This window comes from Mediterranea massiliensis (assembly GCF_900128475.1).
Lineage (GTDB): Bacteria > Bacteroidota > Bacteroidia > Bacteroidales > Bacteroidaceae > Bacteroides > Bacteroides massiliensis_E.
Map to the genome: position 1 here is coordinate 277,814 of NZ_LT635839.1, position 12,699 is coordinate 290,512.

Sequence of the window (12,699 nt, forward strand, 5' to 3'; positions counted from 1 at the left end):
GCCGGCGCCCGTCCCCGTGCGGAGGCTGTCGCGGCGCACGCGCGTACTGTCTTCCTGCCCCGCGGCGGTCTGCACGCCCAGCAGCAGCACGGCCAGCAGCCACGCCAGCCGGACGATGTATCTTGCAGTATGTCTTTTCATAATTCGCTTGTTTTTATCCGATTGTTCCGATGAATGATACTTCTCTCTAAAGATAGCGGAAAACGGACACATTCTCTACAGTCCGGCCCGTCATTTCAGCATCTTTAACGAAAACGGAAAGGGCGCCGGAGCGAAGCGGTACGCTCCACGTCCGGCACCCCGCCGTGTGCGGGCGGAAACACCCGCCTTGCTTACATCAGGTTCGCCGCCTGGGCGCCCAGCGCGCCCGCAATGGCCGAAGCCACGGCGATGATGACTTTCAGGATCGTGTCCCAAACAGATTTCTTGATTGCCATAATGATAAATGGTTAATGGTTAATGATAAATGGTTAATTGTGAGCGGTTAGCGGTTAGTGGTAAGCGGTTAGTATTCCCTCCGGATGGCTGCTAACCGCTTACCACTAACCGTTAACCGCTAAATTACAGCGGGCTCCCCTCCTGGTCGTCCCCTCCGCCGCCGGCAGGTCCGGTAGAGCCGCCGTCCTCGCCGCCCTGCATGTTCAGCTTCTTGAGCTGCGACTCCAGGTCGACGAAATCGATGCGGTCTTCCACACGGGTGGTGGCGGGGTCCAGGTTGGGGCGGATGGCGCTCGAAGCGCGGAAGTTGATGCGGACGGACTTGATGAGGTCCGCGTTGCACTCCTCCTTCGTGTCCACGCCGCCGGTGGTGGCCGAGAGGCTGAAGACACCAAAGCCGTCGATGTTCACCGAGTGTCCGTTGTAGAGCTCGGCCCGCATGGCGGTGACGAAGTTGGTCAGCACGCTGCGGATGTCGCCCAGCGTCAGCGAGCTGCTTTCCTTCATCTGCTGCGCCAGCGTGTCCAGCGTGGTCGACTTTCCCCAGACGATGAGCTGGGGGTGGTACTTCCCCGTGCCGTCCTTCAGCGCGGGGTTCTTGCGGAATACGCGTTTGTAGGTTACTGACATAATTGTTTGTTTTTTTAAAAGTTTTGGCGTATGTTTGTACAATGGGCATATACGCCTTCGCCCTGTCTTCCGGCCGACACCACAAAGGTGGGGAAACCCGCGGCGGCAGGATGCGGACCCGTGTGTACCCGTGCAGACTTGTGCGCACTTGTGCTTACTTGTGCCGCCCCGCACGGCAGAGAGAGAGTTAACAACCTTAAAGATAATAACCAATGAACGAACACAGCAGACCGGTCAACCTGACAAGACGAACCGAACGGCCTTTCCTCCCGTTTGAAGCCGCCGGACAGACATCCCCGCAGCCGTCCGTCCGGGGCCGTTGACCGAGGCCCGGAACAGGCTCCTGACCAGGACACGGGCCGCCCTGCGCCCGCGCACCACCCAACATGAAATGAAGCAATTGCAAGCCCTCTTCCGCCTGCAGCAGAAGCTGCTGCCTACGGACAGGATACTGAGCGAACGCCTCTGCATCCTGCTGCGGTACATCAGGAAGTTCATCGACCAACGACTGGAGGAAAACGACCGCGCCCTGAAGCGGGAAAGAAGGGAGAAGGAAAAAATCAGGAAACAGATTGAGCAGGAAGAAGAAAAAGAGCAGCTACGGGCCAAGCGGAATGCGGCCTGGTGAGCGGCCACATGCGGCATAGTTTTCCCCCGAAACTATGCCGTTTTTCATGCAAAACATAGTACCAAAAGAGCGGTGAAGGTTAGCGGTGAGCGGTGAACGGTTAGCGGTGAGCATGCAGCGGTTTTGAGGATTTTTGAGGAGTCGTTGAGAATTCTTGAGGAGCTGTTGAGGATTCTTGAGGAGCCGTTGAGGATTCTTAAGTCCCGTCATCCCGCACTTGATGCGGGATCCAGCACACACGTGCAAAACAAGATCATGGGGAGATGTCTCAAAATAGAGGTATCTGCGACTCTCCTCCTTCGGGAAGGAGGAGTACCCGACAGGGGGAGGTGGTAGGTGAATACATGACGCATTGATTGACAGCCTTGCGCGAAAACCTACCACCCCGCCCTTTGGGCACCCCTCCTTCGGGAAGGAGGGGAGTTGAATAGCCTCACTTCATGTTGACACACCCTAAGTTGAATNCTCGTCCGCCGCCTTGAACACGGAGTAGAAGGCCTTGAGCACGTTGCGGTGCCGGTCTTCGAGCGAGGTGTCCACATCGAGCACGTCCAGTATCGGCTTGTCGTATTCGTCGATGAGCACCACGGCCCGGCGTCCCGTCTGCTCGTGGGCGGCACGGAGCACATGGCGGAAACGGAGCCCCAATCCCAACTCTTTGTCAGGTACCAGGCCGTACATCCTTTCCCACCCTTCCACATAGTCGCGCAGCATTGCTTCCAGCTGCCCGGCATTGCTGAACACAGCCCCATTGAAATCCACATGAAACACNGGATACTGAGCGAACGCCTCTGCATCCTGCTGCGGTACATCAGGAAGTTCATCGACCAACGACTGGAGGAAAACGACCGCGCCCTGAAGCGGGAAAGAAGGGAGAAGGAAAAAATCAGGAAACAGATTGAGCAGGAAGAAGAAAAAGAGCAGCTACGGGCCAAGCGGAATGCGGCCTGGTGAGCGGCCACATGCGGCATAGTTTTCCCCCGAAACTATGCCGTTTTTCATGCAAAACATAGTACCAAAAGAGCGGTGAAGGTTAGCGGTGAGCGGTGAACGGTTAGCGGTGAGCATGCAGCGGTTTTGAGGATTTTTGAGGAGTCGTTGAGAATTCTTGAGGAGCTGTTGAGGATTCTTGAGGAGCCGTTGAGGATTCTTAAGTCCCGTCATCCCGCACTTGATGCGGGATCCAGCACACACGTGCAAAACAAGATCATGGGGAGATGTCTCAAAATAGAGGTATCTGCGACTCTCCTCCTTCGGGAAGGAGGAGTACCCGACAGGGGGAGGTGGTAGGTGAATACATGACGCATTGATTGACAGCCTTGCGCGAAAACCTACCACCCCGCCCTTTGGGCACCCCTCCTTCGGGAAGGAGGGGAGTTGAATAGCCTCACTTCATGTTGACACACCCTAAGTTGAATAGCTTCACCTCATGTTGACACATCCCTGACGGGACATCCGCTTTCCATTCGCCTCCCCCGCAGCCGCAGCGCTCCACCCTCCCGCTCCTTCGCCGCCCTTGCAACAAGCGTGCCAAAAGTGGACGGCAGGCTGGATGTGTGATACCTGCATAGGCAAAGTGTGACTCCAAAAATTTGGAAGATGCCACACAGCTATGTACAGCGTGTCCCGATGAAAGCAAAGTGTGACTGCGGGAGGAGGCAAATGTGACGGCGGTTAGCTGTTTACGGTTCCCCCAGATACGCCACCAGCAGCCGCACCTGGCGGAGGGAGAAGCACACGTCGTTCTTCCCCTCACGGCCGGAGTAGAGGCGGTCGTGCAGGTCGCGGTTGTGGCGGATCCAGCGGTTCAGCCGGTTCATGGCCGAGCGGTCGGCCAGGCCGGGACTGTAGAGGCGCGCCAGGTCCATCTTCAGGTAGGGACGGAGGACGAACGGGGCGTCGTCGGCAGGCAGCAAAGGGAGGTCAGGCTTCTTCATGGGCTTCAGTATTTACGGGGTTGTCTGTTCTTTTCATCGTTCTCTCTGCCGGTTTCGGCGATTGGAGGGTTCGTTTTTTGGGTTCAGGTTCACTTAAACCCAACGTTTGGCGCCACGCACGCTTCTTCCGGTACTTATCTTTCTGTTTCACAATCAGTTGCGATTTATGCGCCCGCTGAAGCATACGCTTGGCCGTGCTGATGGACATGTCGCATGTCATGGCCGTCTCCACAAATTCAGTGTACGAAAATTTCTTCGGAAGAACGGACAGCACGCGCTCCAGCAGGTGGCTCTTGCGCAGCACGGGCACGGGGTGGTTGCTGTCCGGAAGCGAGGTGCAGAGCAGCAGGCTGTGCTCCAGCACCGTCCGCGTGACGAGCAGCGCCGAGCGGAAGTCGTCGTCCGTGCAGGTGTATTCGGGCGAGCGGCGGAAGCCGTCCCACTTGCGGAAGACCGTGAGCAGCGCTGCCAGACGCATGGCCAGCAGGCCGTGGCGGAAGATGATGCCCAGCTTCGTGTCGCGTCCCTCGGCGTGGGTCTCGGCCAGCAGGCGGCTGAAGAAGGCGGTGTGCAGCTTCCACTGCGCAGGGGTGAAGTTCACCTGCGTGGGGCTTTCCAGCAGTCCCAGGTGCATACCCTGCAGCTCCTCGCCCAGGGTGTGGAAGTACGAGCCCAGGTCGGGCTGCGTGCTGTCCGGCGCACACGACTCCCAGCAGACCGACAGCGGACGGGTGCACACGGCGAAGCGGCTGTAGAGGCCCGTCTCCAGCGAGCGGAAGAAGCGGGCAAACTGTTCGGGCGTGCCGGACATGGCCAGCGCCAGCCGCGGACGGCGGGCCACCAGCGGCAGCCCGTCTACCTTGTAGGACGAGGCCACCTCTTCGTGGTGGGCCGCCTTCAGCAGGATGTCCTCGAAGCGGCCGTAGTCCGTCCCGATGGCTTCGGTCAGCGTGGCCATCTCGGTGGTGGCCATGGCACAGCCGGCCTCACCCGCCGCGGCCAGGCACTCGATCAGGCGGCTCTTGCTGATGGTGGCGGGCAGCTTGAAGTAGGGCATTTTCTCCTCCTCGGGCTTCAGGGCGAAGTCGGGCTTGCGGTGCTGCTTGCGGGCTTCGGCCAGTTCCTGCTCCCACAGCGTCTGCGCCTCCTCGTCCTTCCGCTTCCGCTCGCTGCGCAGGCGGGCATACCAGTCCTCGGTGGCGTCGAGCAGCGAGGCGGTGAAGGCCACGACTCCCTTGCCCGTACCGGCCGGGGCCACGACGGCCAGGTAGAAGTGGGGCGAATACTCCACCCGCTTGTAGAGGAAGCGCACGCGGGGTAGCAGCGCGCTGCAGCTGTTGAGCGAACCCAGCAGCAGGAAGTCGCGCTCGTAGGCATTGGCCGCGGGGCGGACACACCGCTCCAACAGCGGCGGCAGGGCGGCATACACTTCCTGGGGAATGAGGGGCAGGGCGGCCATGAGGGCTTCATTTTTTTCCAACACCTCTCCCTCGTCTTCCTCCGGTTTCGCGGAAAAACCGGGTTTAAAAGAACCCTGATACCAACTTTGGTCCCTCCTGACCGCCTTTTCCGACGATTTTTGCCGACTAACGTACTGATAGCCAGACACTACCCGCTGACGGATGTCGTCGGCATTGAAATCGGGCGCGGCGTGGCGGGAAGCGTAAAGCCCGATGACCCCGTCCAGCTCCTGCCGCGAAAAACCTTTACGACGGGCCGAGCGTCCCAGGCGCAGGGCGATGTCGTTGCGCTGCCCGGAACGGAAGGGATATTCCTGCTCGAAGCGGTGGACAAAAGCTTCCAGGAAGCCTTCGCCCGGCACATCGGCAGCGGCCTCCCCGCCGTCCGTTCCGTCCTTGCCCGCAGAGGCAACGGGAGCGGGGACGGCAACGGCTCCGGCCGCTCCCTGCGGAGCGACGGGACAGGGCGTGCCAGCCGCCGGCGCCTCCTCCTCCGGACGGTAGGGGAAGGTCGAGGCGTCGGGCCGGAAGTGGGCGGCAGGGTCCCACGAGTAGTAGCAGGGCTGGGTGACGGGGGCACATTTCTCGTCGTAGGCATGGCCCACACAGCGGCTCACGGCCCGGCCCACGGCGGCATAAAGTGGCGCGTAGCCGCGGTCCAGGTCCTCCGTGCGGATGCGGACGAAGACCTTCACCCCTTCGCCCGAAATGCTGCGGAAGACGGCAGCCACATAGGGCAGTCCGGCGGCCAGCGCCACGATGGCGTCCGTGCGGTCTGCCGTGTGGTCCAGGTCGATGCACAGCAGGCCGCTGTACTGCCTCAGGTCGCTCACGGCATGCCCGCCGAAGCAGTGGGCCGAAGGCGTCACACAGGGCATGGCCGACTTGACGCGCTGCGCCTCGGCTTCCTGTCCGCCCTGCGAGCGCAGGCGGCGGTACCGCTCCACCTGCGGACGGAAACGGTCGCTGCGGATGTCGGCCACGAACTGCTCGAGCGTGGTCGCCGTAGCACACTTGCTCCTCACGCTGCTGAAGTGCGAGAAGCCGATGGATGTTTCAGTAGTTGTTTCCATACATTCTTGTAATTTTTTAAAGTCAGGCAGGGGCACCATTGCCCTTGCACGGACGCAAAGCACGCAAGAAAACAACAAAGGGATTTTGGCGGATACCGCACTTTTGCCCGCCCATCCGGCTGGCATGCAATAAATTAGGCCGAAGAAACTGCGGCGTTCCTCCGGCCCTGTGTTTTAAAGGTTTTTAAGAAAAGAGTAAGGGAAGCCCGTCACGCCTGCACCACCGCCCAGTCGCTGACGGTACCGGTCTCCGACGAGAAGCCCACGCCCACGCGGTAGAGCTGCCGGGCGTCGGCGGCATACTCGCGGGCATAGCCGCGGTCCTCGATCTGCTGCAGGGCCTCGGCGGCCGTGCCGTCCAGCTTGAACTCGAAGATGTAGACATACTGCGGCGTCTCCACCACGCAGTCCACACGGCCCTGACTCTGCGCCTTCTCCACGTAGACGGTGTAGACGCTCACCAGGCGCATGATGAGGTAGAACGTGTACTGGAAGTAGCGTTCGCGTTCGGCCTCGCCCTCCTTGCGCCGCATGGTGTAGGGGATGCTGGCCAGGAACGAGGTGAACAGGGTGCGGAGGCGGTCGGTGTCACCCTCCTGGAGGGTCATGACCACGCTGCGTATCCACGTGCCCATTTCCTCCTGCGGTTTCAGATACGACGTGGCCAGCATCGTCAGGAAGCCGTTCTTCACCTCGTTGTTGGGGAAGTCCAGCAGGAAGGTGTTGAATTGAAAATTATAGTTCTTGATGGTCAGGTATCCGCTCTGGAAAATCATGGGCAGCGGACGCTCCACGTCGGCCTTGTAGTCCACGAACTCCTCGGGGCGGTAATACTTGCCCGTCAGCTCGTTGATGTTCTCGTTGAAGTGGGCGAGCAGGCGGATGAGGTATGTGGGTGTGCCCGAGCGGAACCAGTAGTCGTATATCCGCCGGCTGTCCAGCGCGTTGAGCAGGCTGAAGGGGTTGTACACGTCCGTCAGCCGGTCGCTGAAGTGGTAGCCGTCATACTGCTGCTTCAGCCGCTGCTTCATCTCCCCGGGCGTGCAGCGGTAGTCCGCGGCCATGTCAGCAATGGGTTGCGGGAAGTAGCGGTCTATCTCGTCCTGCGTGATGCCGCACAGCGCCTCGTAGCGTCCGTCCATGCTGATATCCTTCGGCTGGTTGAAGCCGCTGAACACGCTCACCTGCGAGAACTTCGTCACGCCCGTCAGCAGCACGAACTGCAGGTGTTCGTCCGCCGCCTTGAACACGGAGTAGAAGGCCTTGAGCACGTTGCGGTGCCGGTCTTCGAGCGAGGCGTCCACGTCGAGCACGTCCAGTATCGGCTTGTCGTATTCGTCGATGAGCACCACGGCCCGGCGTCCCGTCTGTTCGTGGGCGGCACGGAGCACATGGCGGAAACGGAGCCCCAATCCCAACTCTTTGTCAGGTACCAGGCCGTACATCCTTTCCCACCCTTCCACATAGTCGCGCAGCATTGCTTCCAGCTGCCCGGCATTGCTGAACACAGCCCCATTGAAATCCACATGAAACACGGGATGCACAGCCCATTCCGTTTCCAGCCGTTCCATGGCCAGCCCGCGGAACAGCTCCCTGCGGCCCAGGTAATAGTTCTTCAGCGTGGACACGAGCAGACTCTTGCCGAAGCGGCGGGGGCGGCTCAGGAAATAGATGCTGCTCTCGTGCGTCAGGTTGTAAATCAGTTCCGTCTTGTCGACATAGACATATCCGTCCTCGATGATACGGTCAAAGCTCTGGATTCCGATGGGGTACTTCATAAGCAGACAATTTGTTATAGGGCAAAGATAGTGCAAACCGAGAGAAGTACAAAAACGAAAACAAAGTTTTCGGCTTTTTACATCCGAGGTGCAGCCTGTCTTATCCAAAGATAGTGCAAACCGAGGGAAGTACAAAAACGAAAACAAAGATTTTCAGTCCGATTATGCCGGGCCTCCCCGCAATAGACGAGGAACTTACGTACGTAGAAACAAGAAATTTCGTACCTTTGTGGCGTAAAAAGTTAGCAAAGAAATGGAATTCAACTACGACGTAATCGTGATAGGCGCCGGACATGCGGGATGTGAAGCCGCTGCCGCTGCCGCCCGCCTGGGTTCGAAGACGTGTCTCATTACGATGGACATGAACAAGATCGGGCAGATGAGCTGCAACCCCGCTGTGGGCGGCATCGCCAAAGGACAGATTGTCCGCGAAATCGACGCCCTGGGCGGGCACATGGGTCTGGTGACGGACCGCACCGCCATCCAGTTCCGCCTGCTCAACCGCTCGAAAGGCCCCGCCATGTGGAGCCCCCGCGCCCAGTGCGACCGCGGCAAGTTCATCTGGGCCTGGCGCGAAGTGCTGGAGAATACGCCCAACCTGCACATCTGGCAGGACACCGTACGTCGCCTGCTTGTCGAAGACGGCGAAGTGCGGGGCGTGGAGACGGTGTGGGGCGTGACGTTCCATGCCCGTTGCGTCATCGTCACCGCCGGTACCTTCCTGAACGGACTGATGCACGTGGGCCGCACCATGCTGCCCGGCGGACGCATGGCCGAACCGGCTTCATACGAACTGACCGAATCCATCGCCTCCCACGGCATCACCTACGGCCGCATGAAGACCGGTACGCCCGTGCGCATCGACGGACGCAGCGTTCACTACGAGGACATGGAGGTACAGGACGGCGAGGCGGATTTCCACAAGTTCTCCTTCCTCGATACCCCCACCCGACAACTCAAGCAGCTGCCCTGCTGGACGTGCTACACCAACGAGGAAGTGCACGAGGTGCTGCGCCGCGGCCTGCCCGACTCACCCCTCTACAACGGACAGATCCAGAGCATCGGGCCGCGCTACTGCCCCAGCATCGAGACGAAGATCGTCACCTTCCCCGACAAACCGCAGCACCAGCTCTTCCTGGAACCCGAAGGCGAAACGACCCGCGAGCTCTACCTGAACGGCTTCTCGTCGTCCCTGCCGATGGACATCCAGCTGGAAGCGCTGGAGAAGATTCCCGCCTTCCGCGACCTGGTGGTCTACCGCCCCGGCTACGCCATCGAATACGATTACTTCGACCCCACGCAGCTGAAGCATACGCTGGAAACGAAGAAAATCAAGAACCTCTTCCTGGCCGGACAGGTGAACGGCACCACGGGCTATGAAGAAGCGGCCGGACAGGGCATCATCGCAGGCATCAACGCCCACATCAACTGCCACGGCGGTGAACCCTTCACCCTGGCACGCGACGAAGCGTATATTGGCGTACTCATCGACGACCTGGTGACAAAAGGTGTAGACGAGCCCTACCGCATGTTTACCTCGCGCGCCGAATACCGCATCCTGCTCCGCATGGACGACGCCGACATGCGCCTCACGGAACGCGCCTACCGCCTGGGCCTGGCCACACGCCACCGCTACGACCTGCTGACCAGCAAGCGCGACGCCATCCACCGCATCTTGGACTTCGCCCGCAGCTATTCCATCAAGCCGGCACTCATCAACCCTGCACTCGAAGCACTGGGCACCACCCCGCTCCGCCAGGGCTGCAAGCTGGTGGACCTCATCAACCGCCCGCAAGTGACCATCGCCAACATTGCCGAACACGTCAGCGCCTTCAAGCGCGAGCTGGACAAGGTGACCGAACGCCGCGAGGAAATCCTCGAAGCGGTCGAAATCCTCATCAAGTACGAGGGCTACATCGGACGCGAGCGCATGATTGCCGACAAGCTGGGCCGTCTGGAGAGCATCAAGATCAAGGGCAAGTTCGACTACAACTCTCTGCAGTCCCTCTCCACCGAGGCACGGCAGAAGCTGGTGAAGATTGATCCTGAGACCATTGCCCAAGCCAGCCGCATCCCCGGCGTGTCGCCCAGCGACATCAACGTATTGCTGGTGCTTTGCGGCCGCTGACGGGCCTTACGTTCCACGTGAAACAAAAAGTTCAATAAACCTAATAAAACAACTGATTATGAGCAAAGAAACTCTCAAGAAAAGCATCCGTGAGATTCCCGATTTCCCCATCCCGGGCATCTTGTTCTACGACGTGACTACCCTGTTCAAGGACCCTGCTGCCCTGCAGGAACTTTCGGACACGATGTACGAGATGTACAAGGACAAGGGCATCACAAAGGTCGTAGGCATTGAGTCGCGCGGCTTCATCATGGGCCCCATCCTCGCCACCCGCTTGGGTGCCGGCTTCGTGCCCATCCGCAAGCCCGGCAAGCTGCCTGCCGAAACCATCGAGGAAAGCTACGAGAAGGAATACGGCAAGGACACGGTGCAGATGCACAAGGACGCCATCGATGAAAACGACGTCATCCTGCTGCACGACGACCTGCTGGCTACCGGCGGTACCATGGCTGCAGCCTGCAAGCTGGTGAAGCAGATGAACCCGAAGAAGATCTACGTAAACTTCATCATCGAGCTGAAGGATCTGCACGGCAAGGATGTCTTCGACAAGGACATCGACGTTGAAAGCGTGCTTTCCTTATAAAATAGACACGGGCACGAACCGGACGCACTCCTGCTCTACGCAGGCTGGCCGACGTCCCGTCCGTGCCCTGATCCGTTCCACCACTCCCCACCAAACGATACGCGCATGGACAAAGACCCCGAACTGAAGCTCAACGACTACCTGAAAGGCATCGTGCTGAACCTGCCCGAAGGACCCGGCATCTACCAGTACCTGAACAGCGAAGGAACCATTATCTACGTTGGAAAGGCCAAAAATCTGAAAAGGAGAGTTTCCTCTTACTTCAACCGCGACCACGGGCCCGGCAAGACCCGCGTACTGGTAAGCAAGATAGCCGACATCCGCTACATCGTGGTCAACACCGAAGAAGACGCCCTGCTGCTGGAGAACAACCTCATCAAGAAATACAAGCCGCGCTACAACGTCCTGCTGAAGGACGACAAGACCTACCCCAGCATCTGCATCCAGAACGAATACTTCCCGCGCATCTTCAAGACCCGCCGCATCATCCGCAACGGCTCGTCGTACTACGGACCCTACAGCCACCTGCCGTCCATGTATGCCGTGCTCGACCTCATCAAGCACCTGTATCCCATCCGCACCTGCCACCTCAACCTCACGCCCGAGAACATACGGGCCGGCAAGTTCAACGTCTGCCTGGAGTATCACCTGAAGAACTGCGCAGGCCCTTGCATCGGGCGGCAGACACAGGAGGAATACCTGCAGAACATCGGTGAAATCAAGGAAATCCTCAAAGGGAACACCCGCGACATCGAACAGATGCTCTACCGCCGCATGCAGGACCTGGCTGCCGAAATGAAGTTCGAGGAAGCACAAAAAGTGAAGGAAAAGTACCTGCTGATCGAGAACTACCGCTCGCGGTCGGAGGTGGTGAGCAACGTGCTCCACAACATCGACGTCTTCTCCATCGAGGAGGACGACGATGAAAAGGTGGCTTTCATCAACTATCTGCACATCACCAACGGCGCCATCAACCAGGCGTTCACCTTCGAATACAAGAAGAAGCTGGACGAGAGCAAGGAAGAACTGCTCCAGCTGGGCATCGTCGAGATGAGGGAACGCTACAAGAGCCTTTCGCGCGAAATCATCGTGCCCTTCGAACTGGACATGGAGCTGAAGGACGTCACCTTCACCGTCCCCCAGCGGGGCGACAAGAAGAAACTGCTCGACCTATCCATCCAGAACGTAAAGCAGTACAAAGTGGACCGCCTGAAGCAGCAGGAAAAGCTGAACCCCGAACAGCGCACCACCCGCCTGCTGAAAGAAATCCAAGAGCAGCTGCACATGGACCGCCTGCCCCTGCGCATCGAATGCTTCGACAACTCGAACATCCAGGGTTCCGACCCCGTGGCCGGATGCGTGGTCTTCGTCAAGGGAAAGCCGTCGAAAAAGGACTACCGCAAGTACAACATCAAGACGGTGGAAGGTCCGGACGACTATGCCTCGATGAAAGAGGTCGTATGGAGGCGATACAAGCGCGCTATGGAAGAGAACGCACCCCTGCCCGACCTCCTCATCACCGACGGTGGAAAGGGTCAAATGGGAGCCGTAAAGGAGGTTGTCGACGAACTGGGGCTGGACATCCCCATCGCCGGACTGGCCAAGGACAACCGCCACCGCACGAACGAACTGCTCTACGGCTTCCCGCCGCAGACCATCGGACTGAAACAGGGCACGCCCCTCTTCCACCTCCTGACCCGCATCCAGGACGAAGTGCACCGCTACGCCATCAGCTTCCACCGCGACAAGCGCAGCAAGCGGCAGACCGCCTCGGAGCTGGACGAGATAAAAGGCATCGGTGAAAAGAGCAAAAATGCACTGCTGAAGGAGTTCAAGAGCGTGAAGCGCCTCCGCGAAGCCACCCCGCAGCAATGGGCCGCCGTCGTGGGCGAAGCCCGGGCACGCATCCTGCAGGAACACTTCGCCACACACAAGGAAGGGACAGAAGCCGACTGACCCGGCCCCCTTCTGCCGAAAAACAGCCGGCAAGCGCGAAAACGTCACAAAAAATTTGTACCTTTGTCGACCGGAAATCAAGATACCA

At 59.3% G+C, this 12,699-nt stretch carries 9 protein-coding genes and 1 pseudogene; 4 read left to right on the top strand and 6 right to left on the bottom strand.

The window, feature by feature from the left end; translation table 11 throughout:
- Positions 1-332 precede the first annotated feature (332 nt).
- Together BQ7483_RS17775 and BQ7483_RS14615 are read right to left on the bottom strand one after the other, a co-directional pair.
- A complete protein-coding gene (locus BQ7483_RS17775; RefSeq protein WP_154673579.1) occupies positions 333-431 on the bottom strand; it encodes a smalltalk protein in 99 nt (32 codons plus the stop codon).
- Between the two features lie 130 nt (positions 432-561).
- A complete protein-coding gene (locus BQ7483_RS14615; RefSeq protein WP_072546390.1) occupies positions 562-1,068 on the bottom strand; it encodes an HU family DNA-binding protein in 507 nt (168 codons plus the stop codon).
- A gap of 391 nt (positions 1,069-1,459) precedes the next feature.
- Here BQ7483_RS14615 and BQ7483_RS14620 point away from each other — a divergent pair, with 391 nt between their 5' ends.
- Positions 1,460-1,696: a hypothetical protein gene (locus BQ7483_RS14620; protein ID WP_139247670.1), complete on the top strand. Its 237-nt coding sequence runs from the start codon at positions 1,460-1,462 to the stop codon at positions 1,694-1,696.
- A 468-nt stretch (positions 1,697-2,164) separates the two neighbouring features.
- Here the strand turns inward: BQ7483_RS14620 and BQ7483_RS14630 are convergent.
- From BQ7483_RS14630 to BQ7483_RS14655, 4 genes and pseudogenes are all read right to left on the bottom strand, one after another.
- Positions 2,165-2,473, bottom strand: a pseudogene (locus tag BQ7483_RS14630) (AAA family ATPase); the annotation flags it as partial.
- Between the two features lie 905 nt (positions 2,474-3,378).
- The gene (locus tag BQ7483_RS14645) at positions 3,379-3,633 is read right to left on the bottom strand and encodes a DUF4248 domain-containing protein (RefSeq protein ID WP_072546395.1); all 255 of its coding nucleotides are present in this window, start codon (positions 3,631-3,633) and stop codon (positions 3,379-3,381) included.
- Positions 3,620-6,166 carry a DUF3987 domain-containing protein gene (locus BQ7483_RS14650; RefSeq protein WP_072546396.1) on the bottom strand — a complete coding sequence of 849 codons (2,547 nt, stop codon included), beginning with the start codon at positions 6,164-6,166 and terminating at the stop codon, positions 3,620-3,622. The genes BQ7483_RS14645 and BQ7483_RS14650 overlap by 14 nt, the downstream gene beginning before the upstream one ends.
- A 209-nt stretch (positions 6,167-6,375) precedes the next feature.
- Positions 6,376-7,944 (bottom strand): ATP-binding protein, encoded by a 1,569-nt coding sequence (locus BQ7483_RS14655; RefSeq protein ID WP_072546397.1) that lies wholly within the window; start codon positions 7,942-7,944, stop codon positions 6,376-6,378.
- A 253-nt stretch (positions 7,945-8,197) separates the two neighbouring features.
- On the opposite strand from BQ7483_RS14655, the gene mnmG reads away from it, so the two are divergent.
- The 3 genes from mnmG to uvrC all read left to right on the top strand — a co-directional run bounded on the left by mnmG (position 8,198) and on the right by uvrC (position 12,611).
- Positions 8,198-10,072 carry a tRNA uridine-5-carboxymethylaminomethyl(34) synthesis enzyme MnmG gene (mnmG, locus tag BQ7483_RS14660; protein WP_072546398.1) on the top strand — a complete coding sequence of 625 codons (1,875 nt, stop codon included), beginning with the start codon at positions 8,198-8,200 and terminating at the stop codon, positions 10,070-10,072.
- A 58-nt stretch (positions 10,073-10,130) separates the two neighbouring features.
- Positions 10,131-10,655, top strand: a complete 525-nt coding sequence (locus tag BQ7483_RS14665; protein ID WP_022020788.1) for an adenine phosphoribosyltransferase — start codon at positions 10,131-10,133, stop codon at positions 10,653-10,655.
- Positions 10,656-10,760: 105 nt separating this feature from the next.
- Positions 10,761-12,611 carry an excinuclease ABC subunit UvrC gene (uvrC, locus tag BQ7483_RS14670; RefSeq protein WP_072546399.1) on the top strand — a complete coding sequence of 617 codons (1,851 nt, stop codon included), beginning with the start codon at positions 10,761-10,763 and terminating at the stop codon, positions 12,609-12,611.
- Positions 12,612-12,699: the final 88 nt, after the last annotated feature.